The organism is Enterobacter sp. 04-C-12-SI-ECC (genome assembly GCF_047530715.1).
In the GTDB taxonomy this organism is placed as follows: Bacteria; Pseudomonadota; Gammaproteobacteria; order Enterobacterales; family Enterobacteriaceae; genus Enterobacter; species Enterobacter bugandensis.
In genome coordinates this window covers 116,012-134,356 of sequence record NZ_JBLKDI010000011.1, presented here as the reverse complement: position 1 = coordinate 134,356, position 18,345 = coordinate 116,012, and the positions used below count along the sequence as shown (strand labels likewise).

Genomic DNA, 18,345 nt, shown 5'->3' with positions numbered 1-18,345 from the left:
ACCAATTTTATTGGTGCCGAGTGATAATTCAGGCAACACCCGAATGGGTCGTTAGCTCAGTTGGTAGAGCAGTTGACTTTTAATCAATTGGTCGCAGGTTCGAATCCTGCACGACCCACCAATGTAAAAAAGCGCCCTAAAGGCGCTTTTTTGCTATCTGCGAACTGGATGATTCGAACCTGCAGCAGGTTCGAGCCGAACGTAGTGAGGCACCGGAGCCGTTTACGGCGACGGCCCGAAGGGCGAGCGAAGCGAGTCATCCTGCACGACCCACCAGTGTAGAAAGGCGCCCTAAAGGCGCCTTTTTGCTATCTGCCGTACAACAAATGCTCCGCCCATCTATTCCCGGTGACTTTTCACTCCAGATTCGCTATCTTGTTTAGTATATAAAACACAATTGCCCTGCGTTTTGCTTTGTCAGGCAAAAGAAAAGCAATATTGTTAAGACAGTAAAACGAGAAGCCATAATGAGCGTGATGTTCGATCCTGAAGCCGCAATCTATCCGTTTCCGCCAAAGCCTGTGCCATTAAGCCAGGATGAAAAACAATTCTACCGCGAGAAGATCAAACGGCTTCTCAAAGAGCGCGATGCGGTGATGGTGGCCCATTACTACACCGATCCGGAAATCCAGCAGCTGGCGGAAGAGACCGGGGGCTGTATTTCTGATTCACTGGAGATGGCCCGCTTCGGTGCAAAACATCCCGCTTCCACGCTGCTGGTTGCAGGCGTGCGTTTTATGGGCGAAACGGCAAAGATCCTCAGCCCGGAAAAAACCATTCTGATGCCGACGCTCAATGCGGAGTGTTCGCTCGATCTCGGCTGCCCGATTGACGAATTCAACGCCTTCTGCGACGCCCATCCTGACCGGACCGTGGTTGTTTACGCCAACACCTCTGCGGCGGTAAAAGCGCGCGCAGATTGGGTGGTCACGTCGAGCATCGCCGTTGAGCTGATTGAGCATCTGGACAGCCTGGGTGAGAAAATTATCTGGGCCCCTGACCGCCATCTTGGCAATTACGTTCAAAAGCAGACCGGCGCTGACGTTCTCTGCTGGCAGGGCGCCTGCATTGTGCACGACGAATTCAAGACCCAGGCGCTGTCCCGTATGAAGGCGCTTTATCCTGACGCGGCCATTCTTGTGCACCCTGAATCACCGCAGTCGATTGTTGATATGGCCGATGCGGTTGGCTCAACCAGCCAGCTTATCAACGCGGCCAGGACGCTGCCGCACAAGCAGCTCATCGTCGCGACCGATCGCGGTATCTTCTATAAGATGCAGCAGGCCGTACCGGAGAAAGAGCTGCTGGAAGCCCCAACGGCAGGTGAGGGCGCGACGTGCCGCAGCTGCGCGCATTGCCCGTGGATGGCGATGAACGGCCTGAAGGCCATTGCCGAAGGGCTCGAGACAGGTGGTGCAGCGCATGAAATTCATGTGGACGCCGCTCTGCGTGAAGGTGCGTTAATTCCGCTTAACCGCATGCTGGATTTTGCGGCTACACTACGTACTTAATTCAAAAACGCCCTGGGGAAAAGATGGATTTTTTTAGCACGCAAAACATTCTGGTTCATATACCGATTGGTGCAGGTGGCTATGACCTGTCATGGATTGAAGCCGTAGGCACGCTGGCGGGGTTGCTGTGTATCTGGCTGGCAAGCCTGGAGAAGATCAGCAACTACGCGTTCGGGCTGATTAACGTCACGCTGTTTGCGATTATCTTCTTCCAGATCCAGCTGTACGCCAGCCTGCTTTTGCAGCTGTTTTTCTTCGCTGCCAATATTTACGGCTGGTACGCCTGGTCCCGGCAGAACAGCCAGCAGGAGGCTGAGCTGCAGATCCGCTGGCTGCCCTTACCGAAAGCCATCGCCTGGTTTGTCGCCTGCGTCGTCGCCATTGGTTTGATGACCGTCTACATCAACCCGGTGTTTGCGTTCCTGACCCGCGTTGCCGTTTCGGTCATGTCCGCGATTGGCCTCAACGTGACGATGCCGGAGCTTCAGCCGGATGCCTTCCCGTTCTGGGATTCCTGCATGATGGTGCTGTCGATCGCGGCGATGGTCCTGATGACCCGTAAATATGTTGAGAACTGGCTGCTGTGGGTCATCATCAACGTCATCAGCGTGGTGATTTTTGCCCTTCAGGGCGTCTATGCCATGTCGCTGGAGTATCTGCTGCTGACCTTCATTGCCCTGAACGGCAGCCGGATGTGGATCAAGAGCGCGCGTGAGCGTGGCTCACACGCGCTTTCAAGCTAGTGGTGATGATGTGAATGGTCGGGCTGCGCCTCGTTAAGGTGGCAGTCCGGCCCGCTACAGGGCTGATACTCCATCTGGATGGTGGCGTGACCTATCTCATAGTGATGTTCAAGAAAGTGCTGGATGCGTTCAAGCAGCGCGTCGTGGTCATGGGGCGGGATGACCTGGACGTGCAGCGTCATGACCGGCTTCTCGCCTACCAGCCAGACGTGCACGTGATGAACATTACGCACTTCCGGGACAGTACGGCGCAGGTTTCGTTTCAGCTCGTCAATCTCCATTGATGCCGGCGCCCCTTCCAGCAGTTCATTGACGCTCTCCTTCAGCAGCCGCCAGGCGCTGCGCAAGACCAGACACGATACCAGCACGGAGAGAATGGGGTCGACAGGCGTCCAGCCGGTATAGAGGATCACCAGCGCGGCGACAATCGCCCCGACTGAGCCGAGCAAATCCCCCAGCACATGCAGAGCCGCAGCGCGAACGTTGAGGTTCTTTTCCCCGCTGCCGCGATGCAAAATCCAGAACGCCAGAATATTTGCCAGCAACCCCGCCACGGCAATCACCATCATTGTCGTCCCGGCGATGGGCTGCGGGTGCCTGAAACGCTGTACGGCCTCCCAGACGATAAGAACAGTAATAACCACCAGCGCGATGGCGTTAACAAACGCGGCAAGGGTGGTCAGCCTCAGCCAGCCGAAGGTATGACGCGCGTTGGGTGGGCGGCGAGCAAACTGCACCGCCAGCAGGGCGAAAAGCAGCGCTGCGGCATCGGTCAGCATATGTCCGGCATCAGCCAGCAGCGCCAGCGAGCCGGAAACCAGGCCGCCAATGACCTCGATAACCATAAACGTGGCCGTAACGCCAAAGGCCAGCATGAGTCGTTTTGCATTGTCGTTGCCGGGAGAAGATGGGTGTGAGTGGGTGTGCGCCATGTCTGCTTTCCTGATTCGTTATTATTTTAGTGTAGCGTTTTTAACAGGTTACTCCAAAAAGAAAGGAGAGCCTGGGCTCTCCTTTCACATTTGAAGCATCAAGAATTACTGGGTTGTGCCATCAGTTTTGGTATTGGCGTCGTTACCCACTTTGTCGTTCGGATCAGGACATTTGCCGTCCTTGCACATCGAGTTCTTATGAACCTCATCCGAGCTCATGTTGTCATGATTCATGGTGTCGGAAGCACTACCGTTCGGATGCAGCATAGTACCGCCGGTGTTGGTATTGCCGGTATTGATCTGGCTGTTATCGACATTATTCGGGGCGATATTCTGTTTCGCATCAGGCGCAACCTGGCCTGCCGCTGCTGCCGCATTGGCATCACCGTTGCTGTCTGAAGCACCCGTTTCTGCGGCCAGGACGCTGCCGCTGGCAAGGGTGAGTGTGGCAGTCAGGAAGAGGGTAGTCAGTTTTGTCATTTTCATGATGGTGCTCCTGTTCTTGTCGTTACGCTGGATAACATTCTCCAACAGTGCATCTTTTTAGAGGCGAAAGATTCCGCCTTACGGACTTACGTCAGTAGGGAATCGCGTTTAAGCGTTTAAAAATGGTTGTTACAGTTAAAAAGCTTAGGTTAGATCTCATTTTTCGCTATTTTGTGGCGATTTTTAGGCGAATTCCAGGAATTATCTGCGTGAAGTGTAAAACCGTGTTTACACTTCCTGGTCGACAAGATAGATTGAAAGGATTGCTTTCATTACTAAAGATATGGCAGAGCTGGAAAGAAGATGAATTATCAGAACGACGATTTACGCATCAAAGAGATCAATGAGTTATTACCTCCTGTAGCACTCCTTGAGAAATTCCCCGCCACTGAAAATGCCGCAAATACGGTTTCTCATGCTCGTAAAGCGATCCACAAGATCCTGAAAGGTAATGACGATCGTCTTCTGGTGGTTATTGGCCCGTGCTCCATTCACGATCCTGCCGCTGCGAAAGAGTATGCTGCGCGTCTGCTCACCCTGCGTGAAGAGTTAAAGGATGAGCTGGAAATCGTCATGCGCGTCTATTTTGAAAAACCGCGCACGACCGTGGGCTGGAAAGGGCTGATTAACGATCCGCACATGGATAACAGCTTCCAGATCAACGACGGCCTGCGCATTGCGCGCAAGCTGCTGCTGGAGATCAACGACAGCGGCCTGCCTGCTGCCGGCGAGTTCCTGGATATGATTACGCCACAATACCTGGCAGACCTGATGAGCTGGGGCGCCATTGGTGCCCGTACCACTGAATCTCAGGTTCACCGCGAGCTGGCTTCCGGTCTCTCATGTCCGGTGGGCTTCAAAAACGGTACTGATGGCACCATCAAAGTGGCTATCGATGCCATCAACGCCGCGGGTGCGCCGCACTGCTTCCTGTCCGTGACCAAATGGGGTCACTCCGCCATCGTCAACACCAGCGGTAACGGTGATTGCCATATCATTCTGCGCGGCGGTAAAGAGCCAAACTACAGTGCAAAACACGTGGCAGAGGTGAAGGCCGGGCTGGAAAAAGCCGGGCTGCCACCGCAGGTGATGATCGACTTCAGCCACGCCAACTCCAGCAAGCAGTTCAAAAAGCAGATGGAAGTGGGGGCAGACGTCTGTCAGCAGATCGCTAACGGTGAGAAGGCGGTAATTGGGGTGATGATCGAAAGCCATCTGGTTGAAGGTAACCAGAACCTGGAAGGCAGCGAGCCGCTGGTGTATGGCAAAAGCGTCACCGATGCCTGCATTGGCTGGGACGATACCGATGCCATCCTGCGTCAGCTGGCGAATGCGGTAAAAGCGCGCCGCGGCTGAGTCCTCACGCACAAATAAAAAAGCGCGGAAGGCTCCGCGCTTTTTTTACGTCCGGCGAAAATTACTTCGCTTTACCCTGGTTCGCGACAGCCGCTGCTTTCGCTGCGATCTCGTCCGCGTTACCCAGGTAATAATGTTTGATTGGCTTAAAGTTTTCGTCGAACTCATATACCAGCGGTACGCCAGTTGGGATGTTCAGTTCGAGGATCTCGTCTTCGCCCATGTTGTCCAGGTATTTCACCAGCGCGCGCAGGGAGTTACCGTGAGCAGCGATGATCACGCGCTCACCGCTTTTCAGGCGTGGCAGAATGGTTTCGTTCCAGTAAGGCACAACGCGGTCGATGGTCAGTGCCAGGCTCTCGGTGGTTGGCAGCTCAGCATCAGTCAGTTTCGCGTAGCGCGGGTCGTGGCCCGGATAGCGCTCGTCATCTTTGGTCAGCTCTGGTGGGGTGACCGCGAAGCCGCGACGCCACTGTTTAACCTGCTCGTCGCCGTATTTCTCAGCGGTTTCCGCTTTGTTCAGACCCTGCAGCGCACCGTAGTGACGCTCGTTCAGTTTCCAGGATTTCTCAACCGGCAGCCAGGCCTGATCCAGTTCGTCCAGCACGTTCCACAGGGTGTGGATGGCACGTTTCAGCACAGAGGTGTAAGCAAAATCAAAGCTGAAGCCTTCTTCCTTCAGCAGTTTACCTGCTGCTTTTGCTTCGCTTACGCCTTTCTCGGACAGATCAACGTCGTACCAACCGGTAAAGCGGTTTTCGTTGTTCCACTGGCTTTCGCCGTGACGCACCAGGACCAGCTTAGTAATAGCCATCTCTTACTCCTCAAGCATTTTTAGAATGATAACAATTCTCATTATATTGCTGTGGCCGTGCCAGCAGCAACGCTTAACCCTAACCATAGCGAAAATAGTCTCTGAGTGTAAGATGCTTGTGAATCCAGGGTTAGGATTTTGTCAGCGATCGGCGCTATTTTCAGCAAGACGCGCAGAAAAAAGCCCTCCGATGGGAGGGCTGGAAATCATTTCGGAATAAAATGGTATTCCGTCACGCTAATGTACTCTTCACCGTGGCGCAGCACGCAGTCCGGCTGCGGCCATTCAGGATGATTGGGGCTGTCCGGCAGGAACTCGCTCTCAAGCGCCAGCCCTTGCCAGTCGCTGTACTCTTCGTGTTCGCGCGCCGTCGTGCCGCCGAGGTAGTTGCCCGAGTAGAACTGCAGGGCAGGGGCGGTGGTATACACCGTCATCTGCAGTTTCTCATCGCTGGACCAGACGTGTGCGGCAGGCTGCTTCACATCACCTTTGGCGTGCAGCAGGAACGCGTGATCGTAGCCTTTCACCTTGCGCTGGTCGTCATCGCTCAGGAAATCCTGGGCGATAACTTTCGCGCTGCGGAAATCAAAGCTGGTCCCGCTCACGTCTTTCAGGCCCTGATACGGAATGCCCATCTCGTCAACCGGCAGATACGCGTCCGCCAGGATCTGCAGCTTGTGGTTACGCACGTCGCACTGGTTGCCGTCGAGATTGAAGTAGGCATGGTTAGTCAGGTTAACCGGACACGGCTTGTCGACCGTCGCACGGTATTCAATAGCGATACGGTTGTCGTCCGTCAGCGTAAAGCGCGCGGACGCGGTAAGGTTCCCCGGGAAGCCCTGATCGCCATCAAGCGAATCCAGCGAGAACAGCACTTCGCCGTCGTTTTGACGAACAATTTTCCAGCGGCGTTTATCAAACCCGTCCGGACCGCCGTGAAGCTGGTTCTCGCCCTGGCTTGGCAGCAGGGAGTACTGCACGCCGTCGAGCTCAAAACGGCTTTTCGCGATGCGGTTGGCATAGCGCCCGACGGAGGCACCCAGATAGGCAGACTGATTAACGTACTGCTCGGGTGAGGCGCAGCCCAGCAGGGTTTCGCGCACGCTGCCGTCCGGCATCGGTACGCGGGCAGAAAGCAGGGTCGCACCCCAGTCCATCAGCGTAACCACCATCCCCGCGCTGTTGCGCAGGGTTAACAGGCGATACGGCAGACCATCCGGTGCGAGGGTAGGTGTTTCGTTTAGCACTGTCCGGCTCCTTGTGATGCTTTACATACATAGAACGTTTCTTTGATACCTGTTTTCGCTTCGTACTGCTTCGCCACAGCGTCCTGGACGGCAGGGACCAGCTCTTCCGGCACCAGCGCGACGATGCAGCCGCCAAAGCCGCCGCCCGTCATGCGCACGCCGCCTTTATCGCCAATAACCGCTTTGACGATGTCCACCAGGGTGTCGATCTGCGGCACGGTGATTTCAAAATCATCGCGCATGGAGGCGTGAGATTCTGCCATCAGCTCACCCATGCGCTTCAGGTCGCCTTTCGCCAGCGCGGAGGCGGCTTCAACGGTACGGGCGTTTTCGGTCAGCACGTGGCGAACGCGTCTGGCGACGACAGGATCCAGCTCGTGCGCCACTTTGTTAAATTCATCGAGCGTTACGTCGCGCAGGGCAGGCTGCTGGAAGAAGCGCGCGCCGGTTTCACACTGTTCGCGGCGTGTGTTGTACTCGCTGCCCACCAGCGTGCGTTTAAAGTTACTGTTGATAATCACGACGGCCGCGCCTTTTGGCAGGGGAACGGCTTTGGTACCAAGCGAGCGGCAGTCGATCAGCAGCGCATGCTCTTTTTTGCCCAGCGCGGAGATCAGCTGGTCCATGATGCCGCAGTTGCAGCCCACGAACTGGTTTTCCGCTTCCTGACCGTTCAGGGCAATTTGCGCCCCGTCCAGCGGCAGATGATACAGCTGCTGGAAGACGGTTCCCACGGCCACTTCGAGCGAGGCCGACGAGCTTAAGCCCGCACCCTGCGGCACGTTGCCGCTGATGACTAAATCGGCGCCGCCGAAGTTCTTGTTGCGCTTCTGCAGATGCTTCACCACGCCGCGCACGTAGTTAGACCACTGCTGGCTGTCGTGCGTCACAATCGGGGCATCAAGGGAAAACTCGTCCGTCTCATTACCGTAATCCGCCGCAATGACGCGGACTTTACGGTCGTCGCGCTTCGCACAGCTGATAACCGTCTGGTAATCGATGGCGCACGGCAGCACGAAGCCGTCGTTATAGTCGGTATGTTCACCGATCAGGTTAACGCGACCAGGTGCCTGAATAACGTGGGTGGCAGGGTAGCCAAATTTCTCAGCAAACAGGGATTGTGTTTTATCTTTCAGACTCATTTTTTAGACTCCTGATTCGCGATAGTGGACGTCGCTAACGGTACGCAGGCGTTCTGCCGCCTGTTCCGCCGTCAGGTCACGCTGGGTTTCCGCCAGCATTTCGTAGCCCACCATAAATTTACGTACCGTCGCAGAGCGCAGCAGTGGTGGATAGAAATGGGCATGCAGCTGCCAGTGCTGATTCTCTTCCCCGTTAAACGGTGCGCCGTGCCAGCCCATGGAGTACGGGAAGGAGCACTGGAACAGGTTGTCATAACGGCTGGTCAGTTTTTTCAGCGCCAGAGCAAGGTCGTCGCGCTGCGCGTCGCTGAGATCGGTGATGCGTTGAACGTGCGCTTTCGGCAGCAGCAGCGTCTCAAACGGCCAGGCGGCCCAGTAAGGGACGACGGCCAGCCAGTGTTCGGTTTCCACCACGGTACGGCTGCCGTCGGCCAGCTCACGCTGGGTGTAGTCCACCAGCATGGGTGAGCCGTTTTCTGCGAAATAGTCCTTCTGCAGACGGTCTTCACGCTCGGCTTCGTTGGGCAGGAAGCTGTTCGCCCAGATCTGGCCGTGCGGATGCGGGTTAGAGCAGCCCATCGCCGCGCCTTTGTTTTCGAACACCTGCACCCACGGATAGCTCTGCCCCAGCTCAGCGGTTTGCGCCTGCCAGGTGCTGACCACCTCTTTCAGCGCGTCCACGCTCAGCTCCGGCAGCGTTTTGCTGTGATCGGGCGAGAAGCAGATCACGCGGCTGGTACCGCGCGCGCTTTCGCAGCGCATCAGCGGGTCGTGGCTCGCGGGGGCATCCGGGGTGTCGGTCATCAGGGCGGCAAAATCGTTGGTAAACACGAAGGTGCCTTTGTAGTCCGGGTTTTTATCCCCGGTCACGCGCGTGTTGCCCGGACAGAGGAAGCAATCCGGGTCGTGCTGCGGCAGGGTCTGTTTTGCAGGCGTCTCCTGCGCCCCCTGCCAGGGACGCTTGGCGCGATGCGGAGAGACCAAAATCCATTGCCCGCTTAGCGGGTTAAAACGACGATGCGGATGATCGACGGGATTAAACGAAGTCATGACGGATCCTTAGTCCGGATAACCCTGCGGGTGGCGTGACTGCCAGTGCCAGGTATCCTGTGCCATTTCATCAAGCGTGCGGGTGACACGCCAGTTAAGTTCTTTATCGGCTTTGGTGGCATCGGCCCAGTAAGCAGGCAGGTCGCCATCACGACGCGGAGCGAAGTGGTAGTTCACCGGCTTACCGCAGGCTTTGCTGAAGGCGTTAACCACGTCCAGCACGCTGCTGCCGACCCCGGCACCGAGGTTATAAATATGCACGCCCGGTTTGTCAGCCAGCTGCTGCATGGCTGCAACGTGGCCGTCTGCTAAATCCATCACGTGGATATAGTCACGCACGCCGGTGCCGTCTTCGGTGGGGTAGTCATTGCCAAAAATGGCCAGCGACTCGCGACGGCCTACCGCCACCTGGGCGATGTACGGCATCAGGTTGTTCGGAATGCCCTGCGGATCTTCACCCATATCGCCAGACGGATGGGCGCCAACCGGGTTGAAGTAGCGCAGCAATGCGATGCTCCACTCCGGCTGGGCTTTTTGCAGGTCGGTCAGGATCTGCTCTACCATCAGCTTGCTTTTGCCGTATGGGCTTTGCGGCGTACCGGTCGGGAAGCTTTCAACGTAAGGAATTTTTGGCTGATCGCCATAGACGGTGGCGGAGGAGCTAAAGATAAAGTTTTTGACGTTTGCCGCGCGCATGGCGGAGATCAGACGCAGGGTACCGTTGACGTTGTTGTCGTAATACTCAAGCGGTTTCGCAACGGATTCACCGACCGCTTTCAGACCCGCGAAGTGGATCACCGCTTCGATGGCGTGGTCGTGAAGGATCTCGGTCATCAGCGCTTCGTTACGGATGTCGCCTTCCACGAAAGTCGGCTGTTTACCGCCAAGACGTTCAATCACCGGCAGCACGCTGCGCTTACTATTGCACAGGTTGTCGAGGATGATCACATCGTGACCATTTTGCAGCAGCTGCACACAGGTATGACTTCCGATGTAACCGCTACCACCTGTTACCAGAACTCGCATAATTCGCTCCATTGGGCTTATGGTATGTAATAACCATAGCATAACAGAGACGCAAAAAGTGTGACATGGGATAAAATAGTGGAATCGTTTACACTCATTTTCACACCCGCTTTTTCGATGACGTAGAGCATTCTAGATCAAAGAGATAGCGATGTATTGATGCAAGTTATCTGAAAAGAGGAGGGCGGTGCCCCCCGCTGTTAATCTACGTTGCTGAGAAGGTAGCGATAACCCTCGCCGTCCGCGACAAACTCGAGGCGGTGGGTGATGCAGGAGGGGGCATCTTCGGCATGGTGTGAAACGAACAGCAGCTGCGTTTCACCTTCGCTAATCAGCACGTCCACAAAGCGGCGGACCAGCTGTCGGTTAAGCGGATCCAGCCCCTGCAGCGGCTCGTCGAGGATCAGGAGCGTAGGGTGTTTCACCAGCGCGCGAACGATCAGTGCCAGGCGCTGCTGCCCCCACGACAGGCTATGAAACGGCGCGTCAGCCACCCGGTTATCCATCCCCAGAATATCCAGCCACTGCTGGGCCAGCTTGTGCTGTTTATCTGACACCGCCTGATAAATGCCGATGGAATCAAAATAGCCGGAAAGGATCACGTTGCGTACCGTGGTACTGACCCGGTAATCCAGATGCAGGCTGCTGCTGACGTAGCCAATGTGCTTTTTGATATCCCAGATGGTTTCGCCGCTGCCGCGACGGCGGCCAAACAGCGTCAGATCGTTACTGTAGCCCTGCGGGTGATCGCCGGTTATCAAGCTCAGTAGCGTGGATTTCCCCGCGCCGTTGGGACCGACAATCTGCCAGTGTTCGCCAGGATTAACCGTCCAACTGAGGTGATTCAGGATCGGTCGTTCGTCATAGGAGACTACGCCATCGCGCAGGACGATAAGCGGCTGCCGGGGATCGAGACCGTGGCGTGCTGCCGGCGCGTCGGGATCAGGCAGCGCAATGCCCGCCAGCTTTTCGCTGTGCGCAAGCTGGGCAATCAGCGCCTGTCGGAGCAGCGCGGACTTTTCTCCGGTTTCGATCAGGCTACAGTCTGCCAGCACGCCCGCGTTCTGCACGAAGTCAGGAATTTCATCGAAGCGGTTCAGCACCAGTACGATCGTATAGCCTTCCTGATTCAGAGAGTCTAGCAGGGCAGCCAGCTGGGCGCGGGAGTGGACATCCAGCCCGTCAAAGGGCTCATCCAGAATCAGCAGCTCCGGCTGGCTCATGAGCGCCTGGCACAGCAGCGTTTTCCGCGTCTCGCCGGTAGAGAGGTACTTAAAGCGCCGGTTCAGCAGCGCGGAAATGCCAAACTGTTCCGCCAGATGCTGACAGCGGGCGGGATCTTTCACCTCATCCTGAATAATTTCCGCCGCCGTGCGGCCGGTATCTTCTTCGCCAGGACTGAGTAAATCGGTATTGTTGCGCTGCCACTCGTCGCTGACCAGCTTCTGCAGCTGTTCAAAGGACAGGCGCGTCAGGCGCGTGAAATCGCTCCGGCATTCGCCTTTGAGAAGGGTAAGCTCTCCGGCCAGCGCGCGGGCCAGCGCGGATTTACCGCTGCCGTTAGTGCCGACAAACGCCCAGCTTTCACCCGCGCGTATTGTCAGATCGGCAATCGTCAGCGTTCGGGTATCGCTAAGACGAAACGTACCTTGCGAAATATGCAATGATGACATGATGTATCCCATTTTTTGCAGCAATAGATATCAGGGATACGCACTGTCGTCACGATTGTCAATGCGCTCAGCACAATGTGGCGATAATCACCCGGTCCGCGTTGAAATATGCGGTGACGACAGCACCTTCTTCTAAATCGTTCGCCTCGCTGAGCGGGACCGTGGCGCAAAGCGCCTGTCCGTCTGCCAGGGGCAGCAGCACTTCGCACTGCTCCTTGCCGCGTTCGATATGGCTGATGGTGCCCCGCAGCTGGTTATCAGCCGCCTTTGCCTTGTCCGGGTCGCGTGTGATATTGACCCAGGGTGCTTTCAGCAACACCAGCACCTCTTTACCTTCATCCAGGTCAAGCCGCTCTGCGCTCTGGGCCGTTATCGCCGCTTTCAGACGGGTGACACCATCGGCAAGCAAGATCTCAACATGCTGCTGTACCTGGAGATTATCGCGCGCCGTCACCGTACCAAACCACTGGTTGCGGGCGCTGGTCTGCAACGAGAAGCGGGAAATGGCGGCCAGCAAGCTGTCCAGCGGAACGTTGTCGTCGTCACTCAATACATCGAATGCTTTTTGCTGAATCTGGCCCAGGAGATCGTAGAGCTGAATCAGGCGCAGGCCGTAGCGTGTGACAACAGCACCTCCACCGCCTTTGCCCCCTGTGGCTCTGTCCACCAGCGGATGCTCACTCAGGGTGTTCATGTCATTGATGGCATCCCAGGCGCTTTTATAGCTAATCCCAGCGTTCTTAGCGCCCTGGCTAATTGAGCCGGTTTGTTCTATCTGTTTAAGCAGGGCAATACGTCGGGGATCGGCGAAAAGCTTTTGCTGAAGTCGGAGAGTAAGAAGAATTTCGGCCTGCATAACAGTGTCCTGGCAAAAAGAATATTGTGACCCAAATGGTGCAGGGCGCAAAGGGCACCGCACAAAAGGGGATGTTTTTCTTACTTTTCAGGGTAGAATAGCCCATTCACAAAATCTGGAGAAAACCATGTTAGAGTTGTTGAAAAGTCTGGTATTCGCCGTGATCATGGTACCAGTAGTGATGGCCATCATCCTCGGTGCCATCTACGGCCTGGGTGAAGTGTTCAACATCTTTTCGAATATCGGTCACAGAGACCGTGCGAAAAAGCAGCATTAATTTCCCACAAAACGCCCGGCTTGCCCGGGCGTTTTGCTCTCAAGCTTTTCTTACTTTCGCCGATATTATTTAACGTAACACACCGTGTTACCCCTTGAGCGGTACGAATTACCGCTGGGATCTCCCTGACGATACCGTTATATTAATATGTATATAACGATACTCACAGGAGTTACAGATGGCACGTTCATGGGTACGCCTTTTCGCAGGGGCAACGCTGACGCTTTCACTTACCGGACACGCGCTGGCGGACGAAGGTAAAATCACGGTCTTTGCGGCGGCGTCGTTGACCAACGCGCTGCAGGATATTGCGGCGGCGTATAAAAAAGAGAAAAACGTCGAGGTAGTCTCGTCTTTTGCCTCTTCCTCTACGCTGGCACGGCAGATAGAAGCGGGCGCTCCGGCAGATCTGTTTATCTCTGCTGACCAGAAGTGGATGGACTACGCGGTGGAGAAGAAATCGATTGATGCGGCGACCCGCGAAACGCTGCTGGGCAATAGCCTTGTTGTGGTTGCACCGAAGGCCAGCACGCAGGGTGAAATCACCATCAATAAAGAGACAAACTGGACCCGCCTGCTGAACGGTGCCCGTCTGGCGGTGGGTGACCCGGAACACGTTCCGGCCGGGATTTACGCCAAAGAAGCGCTGCAAAAGCTGGGCGCGTGGGAGACCCTGTCACCAAAACTGGCCCCGGCGGAAGATGTGCGCGGCGCGCTGGCGCTGGTGGAGCGTAACGAAGCTCCGCTGGGCATTGTGTATGGTTCCGATGCAGTTGCCAGCAAGGGCGTAAAAGTGGTTGGAACCTTCCCGGAAGACTCCCACAAGAAAGTGGAATATCCTGTGGCGATTGTTGATGGACATAAAAATGCGACCGTAACGGCCTTCCGCGATTATCTGAAGGGGCCGGAGGCGTCCGCAATCTTTAAACGTTATGGATTTACGACTCACTGATGATACTGACCGATCCTGAATGGCAGGCTGTTCTGCTGAGCCTTAAAGTCTCTTCCCTGGCGGTTGCGCTGAGTTTGCCCTTTGGGATCTTTTTTGCCTGGCTACTGGTTCGCTGTCGGTTCCCCGGCAAAGCGCTGCTCGACAGCGTCCTTCATCTTCCCCTGGTTTTACCGCCAGTGGTGGTCGGTTATCTGCTGTTGATTTCGATGGGGCGACGCGGTTTTATCGGCGAAAAGCTCTACGACTGGTTCGGAATCACCTTTGCCTTTAGCTGGCGCGGTGCGGTACTGGCGGCGGCGGTGATGTCATTCCCGCTGATGGTCAGAGCGATCCGCCTCGCGCTGGAAGGCGTGGATATGAAGCTCGAACAGGCGGCCCGCACGCTCGGTGCCGGGCGCTGGCGCGTCTTTTTTACCATCACGCTTCCGCTTACGCTGCCGGGCATCATTGTCGGGACGGTGCTGGCGTTCGCCCGCTCGCTGGGCGAGTTTGGTGCGACCATCACCTTTGTGTCGAACATTCCCGGCGAGACGCGGACCATCCCATCGGCCATGTATACCCTGATTCAGACGCCAGGGGGAGAGAGTGCCGCAGCGCGGCTGTGCATCATCTCTATCGTATTAGCCCTGGTTTCGCTGCTGGTTTCTGAATGGCTGGCACGGCTAAGCCGCGAACGGATGGGGAAATAACGATGCTGGAACTGAATTTCACCCAGACGCTGGGAAACCATACTCTGACGCTTAACGAGACGCTGCCTGCAAGCGGCATCACCGCCGTCTTCGGCGTGTCGGGCGCGGGTAAAACGTCTCTGATTAACGCCATCAGCGGCCTGACGCGCCCGCAGTCAGGGCGCATTGTCCTGAACAACCGCGTCCTGAATGACGTGGAGAACAAGATTTACCTTTCGCCGGATAAACGCCGCATCGGTTATGTTTTTCAGGACGCGCGCTTGTTCCCGCACTACCGCGTGCGCGGCAACCTGCGCTACGGTATGGCGAAAAGCATGGCCGGGCAGTTTGATAAGCTGGTGACGCTTTTAGGCATTGAACCCCTGCTCGACAGGCTGCCGTCCTCGCTCTCCGGCGGGGAGAAACAGCGTGTGGCTATAGGCCGCGCGTTGCTGACCGCCCCCGAACTGCTGCTGCTCGACGAGCCGCTGGCCTCGCTGGATATACCGCGCAAGCGCGAGCTTTTGCCTTACCTGCAGCGTCTGACCCGCGAAATTAATATTCCGATGCTCTACGTCAGCCATTCGCTGGATGAGATCCTCCATCTGGCCGACAAAGTGCTGGTGCTGGAAGAGGGCAGCGTGAAGGCCTTCGGCAACCTGGAAGATGTGTGGGGCAGTAGCGTGATGCACCCCTGGTTACCCAGGGAGCAGCAGAGCAGCATCCTGAAGGTGAGCGTTCTGGAGCATCATCCGCACTACGCGATGACCGCCCTGGCGCTGGGCGACCAGCATCTTTGGGTCAATAAGATCGACAAGCCGTTGCAGTCCGCGCTGCGTATTCGTATTCAGGCATCAGACGTCTCGCTGGTGCTGCAGCCGCCGCTGCAAACCAGTATTCGAAATATCCTGCGCGCCAAAGTCGCGGAGTGTTTTGATGATAACGGTCAGGTGGAGGTGAAGCTCGAGGTGGGAAGCCGGACGCTCTGGGCGCGCATTAGCCCGTGGGCCAGGGATGAGTTAGGGATCAAACCCGGCCTGTGGCTCTACGCGCAAATCAAGAGCGTCTCGATCACCGCCTGATTACAGCAGGTGGGTATAAATGTACTGCGCGATGCTGTCGGTGGTGTTGTCGCCAATCACCACGTTAGCGCGCGCTTTTACCGCGTCGTCGGCATTACCCATCGCCACGCCCGTACCGACGGCTTCCAGCATGCTGATGTCGTTGTAGTTGTCACCGAAGGCGATCGCGTCCTGCATTGACCAGCCCTGCGACTCCACGTACTGCGTCAGGCGCTTGCCTTTGCTGTTGCCCTTGCGGGCAATATCCACCTGATCGTGCCAGGACCATTCGCACTCCAGCCCCAGCGTGTCCTCGACGTGTTTCGCGAAGGTATTCAGTTTGGTGGTGTCTTCATCCGTCAGGGCAAACTTCCAGATAGCCTCAACGTCCTGGGCCGCCTGACGCAGAGAGGAAACCTGGGTAAAGACCGGACGCTGCGCTTCTGGCAGGGACAACGCCCAGTTGCTGGTGCGTACCACATGGCCGGTTGGGCGCTCGTACACCATCGCGTTATCCACATACATCAGGCCGTGAACATTATGCTCATCCAGCAGATCGATCAGCTGCAGCGCCTGGGGAACCGGCAGCGGGTCGGAGGCTAAAACCTTTTTTGCCTGATAATCATACAAATAAGTGCCATTACAACAAATTGCAGGTGTATCCAGCGCCAGTGCCTGATAAAAAGGGTGAATGGCAACGTGATGTCGACCCGTTACGATAAGGAGTTGATATCCCACTTCCTGCGCGCGTTTAAGCGCTTCAAGGGAGGAGGGGAGCAGGGTTTTCTGAGGGGTAAGTAATGTTCCGTCTAAATCCAGTGCAATCACACGCGAGGTCATTTGTTCTTCCGGGTTAATGTTGAATTTTAGGTCTCAGGGGATGTTACACCGAGAGTAAATCGCTGCAAAATTCCTGGCTAAAATTCAGCATTCACCGTTAAAAATAATCACTTTCACGTGCAGTGAGGAGAGGAGTATTCATGAAACAAACCGTTTATACCGCCAGTCCTGAAAGTCAGCAGATCCACGTCTGGCGCTTGAATGCAGAAGGTTCGCTCACGCTGGTTCAGGTTGTTGATGTGCCGGGCCAGGTGCAACCGATGGTCGTCAGCCCGGATAAACGTTTCTTATACGTGGGCGTGCGCCCGGAGTTTCGCGTGCTGGCCTACCGCATCTCTCCTGACGACGGCGCGCTGACCTACACCGCTGAGGCGCCACTGCCGGGCAGCCCAACCCACATCTCGACCGATCGTAAAGGCCGCTTCATTTTTAGCGGTTCTTACAATGCCGGTTGCGTCAGCGTGACCCGTCTTGACGATGGTATTCCGGTAGAAACTGTCGACGTGGTGGAAGGGCTGGAAGGCTGCCATTCGGCGAATATCTCCCCGGACAACCGCACGCTGTGGGTGCCTGCGCTGAAGCAGGATCGTATCTGCCTGTTTACCCTGAGCGACGATGGTCACCTGGTGGCGCAGAATCCTGCTGAAGTCACCACCGTTGAGGGCGCAGGTCCTCGCCATATGGTATTCCACCCGAACCAGCAATATGCCTACGTCGTTAACGAACTGAACAGCTCTGTGGACGTATGGGAGCTGAAAGATCCAAACGGTCAGATTGAGTGCGTGCAGACGCTGGACATGATGCCGTCTGACTTCTCTGACACTCGCTGGGCGGCAGATATTCACATCACGCCGGATGGTCGCCATCTGTACGCCTGCGACCGCACCTCCAGCCTGATTACCGTCTTCAGCGTCTCCGAAGATGGCAGCGTGCTGGCTATTGAGGGCTTCCAGCCAACGGAAACCCAGCCGCGCGGCTTTAATATCGATCACAGCGGTAAATACCTGATTGCGGCGGGGCAGAAATCCCACCACATCGCGCTGTATGAAATCAAAGGAGAGCAGGGTCTGCTGGAAGAGAAAGGACGCTACGCTGTAGGCCAGGGGCCAATGTGGGTGGTGGTTAACGCGCACTAAGCGGCTTAAAACAAAAAACCTCGCGAATGCGAGGTTTTTTTATGCCCGGTGGTAGCCGGGTGAGCACATCAAAACGTAACCAACAGGGTCATCATAATGTCGACTCAAGGCGATGTAAATTCATCGTCAACGAACAAAGGAGAACACGGAATGATCGGTGAATAGTATATAAATAATAATCAGTCACTTAAGTGCTTTTGCTTTACAAATTCCTAAATTGGTTTTAACTGTTTTTATATACAGTGGTGATTTGATATCATTCTGTGCGTTGGTTCGATGTGTTGCAGTTCCGCAATTCAGGATCCTTTTTAAGTCCTGGCTGTCGGGTGGTGCCGACGGTGCCTAAACTGCGGAGCACATCAAAACATAACCAACACACCTCTGGTGACAGGCAGCGGAAAGGTAAACCAGAGGAGAAGTGCTCTATACCAAAGGAGTGGCGTATGAGCGGTGTGGAATGGGCAATTCTGTTCCTGCAACTCATGGTTGCGATTATGCAACTATTGGATGCGTATCTTAAGTTTGGAGCCTGACGCATTCAGTCGCAGTAAAAAGGGGGATTAAACTCCCCCTTT

19 protein-coding genes, 1 tRNA gene and 1 other RNA gene are annotated in these 18,345 nt (G+C 55.9%); 11 read left to right on the top strand and 10 right to left on the bottom strand.

Annotated features, from left to right (window positions below; all coding sequences use genetic code 11):
- Positions 1-45 precede the first annotated feature (45 nt).
- The 4 genes from ACMWL8_RS15510 to pnuC all read left to right on the top strand — a co-directional run bounded on the left by ACMWL8_RS15510 (position 46) and on the right by pnuC (position 2,254).
- Positions 46-121: transfer RNA gene (locus ACMWL8_RS15510), tRNA-Lys, on the top strand.
- Positions 122-147: 26 nt separating this feature from the next.
- Positions 148-276, top strand: a non-coding RNA gene (locus ACMWL8_RS15505) — RtT sRNA.
- A gap of 191 nt (positions 277-467) precedes the next feature.
- Complete coding sequence (gene nadA / locus ACMWL8_RS15500; protein ID WP_045259931.1) at positions 468-1,511, top strand: quinolinate synthase NadA; 1,044 nt, start codon at positions 468-470, stop codon at positions 1,509-1,511.
- 23 nt (positions 1,512-1,534) lie between these two features.
- Positions 1,535-2,254, top strand: a complete 720-nt coding sequence (pnuC, locus tag ACMWL8_RS15495) for a nicotinamide riboside transporter PnuC (RefSeq protein ID WP_028012391.1) — start codon at positions 1,535-1,537, stop codon at positions 2,252-2,254.
- On the opposite strand, the gene zitB is transcribed toward pnuC, so the two are convergent.
- Together zitB and ACMWL8_RS15485 are read right to left on the bottom strand one after the other, a co-directional pair.
- Positions 2,251-3,186, bottom strand: coding sequence for a CDF family zinc transporter ZitB (gene zitB, locus ACMWL8_RS15490; RefSeq protein WP_045259932.1), 936 nt, complete (start codon positions 3,184-3,186; stop codon positions 2,251-2,253). The genes pnuC and zitB overlap by 4 nt on opposite strands.
- Positions 3,187-3,291: 105 nt before the next feature.
- Positions 3,292-3,672 (bottom strand): protein YbgS, encoded by a 381-nt coding sequence (locus ACMWL8_RS15485; protein ID WP_045259933.1) that lies wholly within the window; start codon positions 3,670-3,672, stop codon positions 3,292-3,294.
- Between the two features lie 303 nt (positions 3,673-3,975).
- Here ACMWL8_RS15485 and aroG point away from each other — a divergent pair, with 303 nt between their 5' ends.
- Positions 3,976-5,028, top strand: coding sequence for a 3-deoxy-7-phosphoheptulonate synthase AroG (gene aroG / locus ACMWL8_RS15480; RefSeq protein ID WP_028012394.1), 1,053 nt, complete (start codon positions 3,976-3,978; stop codon positions 5,026-5,028).
- A gap of 61 nt (positions 5,029-5,089) precedes the next feature.
- On the opposite strand, the gene gpmA is transcribed toward aroG, so the two are convergent.
- From gpmA to modE, 7 genes are all read right to left on the bottom strand, one after another.
- Positions 5,090-5,842, bottom strand: a complete 753-nt coding sequence (gene gpmA, locus ACMWL8_RS15475) for a 2,3-diphosphoglycerate-dependent phosphoglycerate mutase (RefSeq protein ID WP_008501111.1) — start codon at positions 5,840-5,842, stop codon at positions 5,090-5,092.
- A gap of 206 nt (positions 5,843-6,048) precedes the next feature.
- Entirely contained in the window at positions 6,049-7,089 is a 1,041-nt protein-coding gene (gene galM / locus ACMWL8_RS15470) for a galactose-1-epimerase (RefSeq protein ID WP_045259934.1), read from the bottom strand.
- Entirely contained in the window at positions 7,083-8,231 is a 1,149-nt protein-coding gene (galK, locus tag ACMWL8_RS15465; protein ID WP_045259935.1) for a galactokinase, read from the bottom strand. Before galK ends, galM begins: the two co-directional genes overlap by 7 nt.
- Before the next feature lie 3 nt (positions 8,232-8,234).
- Positions 8,235-9,281, bottom strand: a complete 1,047-nt coding sequence (gene galT / locus ACMWL8_RS15460; RefSeq protein ID WP_045259936.1) for a galactose-1-phosphate uridylyltransferase — start codon at positions 9,279-9,281, stop codon at positions 8,235-8,237.
- A gap of 9 nt (positions 9,282-9,290) precedes the next feature.
- Positions 9,291-10,307 carry a UDP-glucose 4-epimerase GalE gene (gene galE, locus ACMWL8_RS15455; protein ID WP_041910754.1) on the bottom strand — a complete coding sequence of 339 codons (1,017 nt, stop codon included), beginning with the start codon at positions 10,305-10,307 and terminating at the stop codon, positions 9,291-9,293.
- A 200-nt stretch (positions 10,308-10,507) separates the two neighbouring features.
- Positions 10,508-11,980 (bottom strand): molybdate ABC transporter ATP-binding protein ModF, encoded by a 1,473-nt coding sequence (gene modF / locus ACMWL8_RS15450; RefSeq protein ID WP_028012399.1) that lies wholly within the window; start codon positions 11,978-11,980, stop codon positions 10,508-10,510.
- Positions 11,981-12,047: 67 nt separating this feature from the next.
- Positions 12,048-12,836: a molybdenum-dependent transcriptional regulator gene (modE, locus tag ACMWL8_RS15445; RefSeq protein WP_045259937.1), complete on the bottom strand. Its 789-nt coding sequence runs from the start codon at positions 12,834-12,836 to the stop codon at positions 12,048-12,050.
- A gap of 127 nt (positions 12,837-12,963) precedes the next feature.
- Here modE and ACMWL8_RS15440 point away from each other — a divergent pair, with 127 nt between their 5' ends.
- From ACMWL8_RS15440 to modC, 4 genes are all read left to right on the top strand, one after another.
- Positions 12,964-13,113 (top strand): AcrZ family multidrug efflux pump-associated protein, encoded by a 150-nt coding sequence (locus ACMWL8_RS15440; RefSeq protein ID WP_041910751.1) that lies wholly within the window; start codon positions 12,964-12,966, stop codon positions 13,111-13,113.
- 178 nt (positions 13,114-13,291) lie between these two features.
- Positions 13,292-14,065 (top strand): molybdate ABC transporter substrate-binding protein, encoded by a 774-nt coding sequence (modA, locus tag ACMWL8_RS15435; protein ID WP_045259938.1) that lies wholly within the window; start codon positions 13,292-13,294, stop codon positions 14,063-14,065.
- The gene (gene modB, locus ACMWL8_RS15430; RefSeq protein WP_041910749.1) at positions 14,065-14,754 is read left to right on the top strand and encodes a molybdate ABC transporter permease subunit; all 690 of its coding nucleotides are present in this window, start codon (positions 14,065-14,067) and stop codon (positions 14,752-14,754) included. Before modA ends, modB begins: the two co-directional genes overlap by 1 nt.
- A gap of 2 nt (positions 14,755-14,756) precedes the next feature.
- The gene (gene modC / locus ACMWL8_RS15425; RefSeq protein ID WP_045259939.1) at positions 14,757-15,815 is read left to right on the top strand and encodes a molybdenum ABC transporter ATP-binding protein ModC; all 1,059 of its coding nucleotides are present in this window, start codon (positions 14,757-14,759) and stop codon (positions 15,813-15,815) included.
- Here the strand turns inward: modC and ACMWL8_RS15420 are convergent, their stop codons facing one another.
- On the bottom strand, positions 15,816-16,634 hold the full coding sequence (locus tag ACMWL8_RS15420) for a pyridoxal phosphatase (RefSeq protein WP_045259940.1): 819 nt from the start codon (positions 16,632-16,634) through the stop codon (positions 15,816-15,818).
- A gap of 140 nt (positions 16,635-16,774) precedes the next feature.
- Between ACMWL8_RS15420 and pgl the strand changes: the two genes are divergently transcribed.
- Together pgl and tisB are read left to right on the top strand one after the other, a co-directional pair.
- Positions 16,775-17,770, top strand: coding sequence for a 6-phosphogluconolactonase (gene pgl / locus ACMWL8_RS15415; protein ID WP_041910746.1), 996 nt, complete (start codon positions 16,775-16,777; stop codon positions 17,768-17,770).
- Between the two features lie 443 nt (positions 17,771-18,213).
- Positions 18,214-18,303 (top strand): type I toxin-antitoxin system toxin TisB, encoded by a 90-nt coding sequence (gene tisB / locus ACMWL8_RS15410; RefSeq protein ID WP_023332440.1) that lies wholly within the window; start codon positions 18,214-18,216, stop codon positions 18,301-18,303.
- Positions 18,304-18,345 lie beyond the last annotated feature (42 nt).

Coding starts and splice junctions, on each gene's coding strand:
- nadA (WP_045259931.1), top strand. CDS start 468: ATGAGCGTGATGTTCGATCCTGAAGCCGCAATCTATCCGTTTCCGCCA.
- pnuC (WP_028012391.1), top strand. CDS start 1,535: ATGGATTTTTTTAGCACGCAAAACATTCTGGTTCATATACCGATTGGT.
- zitB (WP_045259932.1), bottom strand. CDS start 3,186: ATGGCGCACACCCACTCACACCCATCTTCTCCCGGCAACGACAATGCA.
- ACMWL8_RS15485 (WP_045259933.1), bottom strand. CDS start 3,672: ATGAAAATGACAAAACTGACTACCCTCTTCCTGACTGCCACACTCACC.
- aroG (WP_028012394.1), top strand. CDS start 3,976: ATGAATTATCAGAACGACGATTTACGCATCAAAGAGATCAATGAGTTA.
- gpmA (WP_008501111.1), bottom strand. CDS start 5,842: ATGGCTATTACTAAGCTGGTCCTGGTGCGTCACGGCGAAAGCCAGTGG.
- galK (WP_045259935.1), bottom strand. CDS start 8,231: ATGAGTCTGAAAGATAAAACACAATCCCTGTTTGCTGAGAAATTTGGC.
- galT (WP_045259936.1), bottom strand. CDS start 9,281: ATGACTTCGTTTAATCCCGTCGATCATCCGCATCGTCGTTTTAACCCG.
- galE (WP_041910754.1), bottom strand. CDS start 10,307: ATGCGAGTTCTGGTAACAGGTGGTAGCGGTTACATCGGAAGTCATACC.
- modF (WP_028012399.1), bottom strand. CDS start 11,980: ATGTCATCATTGCATATTTCGCAAGGTACGTTTCGTCTTAGCGATACC.
- modE (WP_045259937.1), bottom strand. CDS start 12,836: ATGCAGGCCGAAATTCTTCTTACTCTCCGACTTCAGCAAAAGCTTTTC.
- ACMWL8_RS15440 (WP_041910751.1), top strand. CDS start 12,964: ATGTTAGAGTTGTTGAAAAGTCTGGTATTCGCCGTGATCATGGTACCA.
- modA (WP_045259938.1), top strand. CDS start 13,292: ATGGCACGTTCATGGGTACGCCTTTTCGCAGGGGCAACGCTGACGCTT.
- modB (WP_041910749.1), top strand. CDS start 14,065: ATGATACTGACCGATCCTGAATGGCAGGCTGTTCTGCTGAGCCTTAAA.
- modC (WP_045259939.1), top strand. CDS start 14,757: ATGCTGGAACTGAATTTCACCCAGACGCTGGGAAACCATACTCTGACG.
- ACMWL8_RS15420 (WP_045259940.1), bottom strand. CDS start 16,634: ATGACCTCGCGTGTGATTGCACTGGATTTAGACGGAACATTACTTACC.
- pgl (WP_041910746.1), top strand. CDS start 16,775: ATGAAACAAACCGTTTATACCGCCAGTCCTGAAAGTCAGCAGATCCAC.
- tisB (WP_023332440.1), top strand. CDS start 18,214: ATGAGCGGTGTGGAATGGGCAATTCTGTTCCTGCAACTCATGGTTGCG.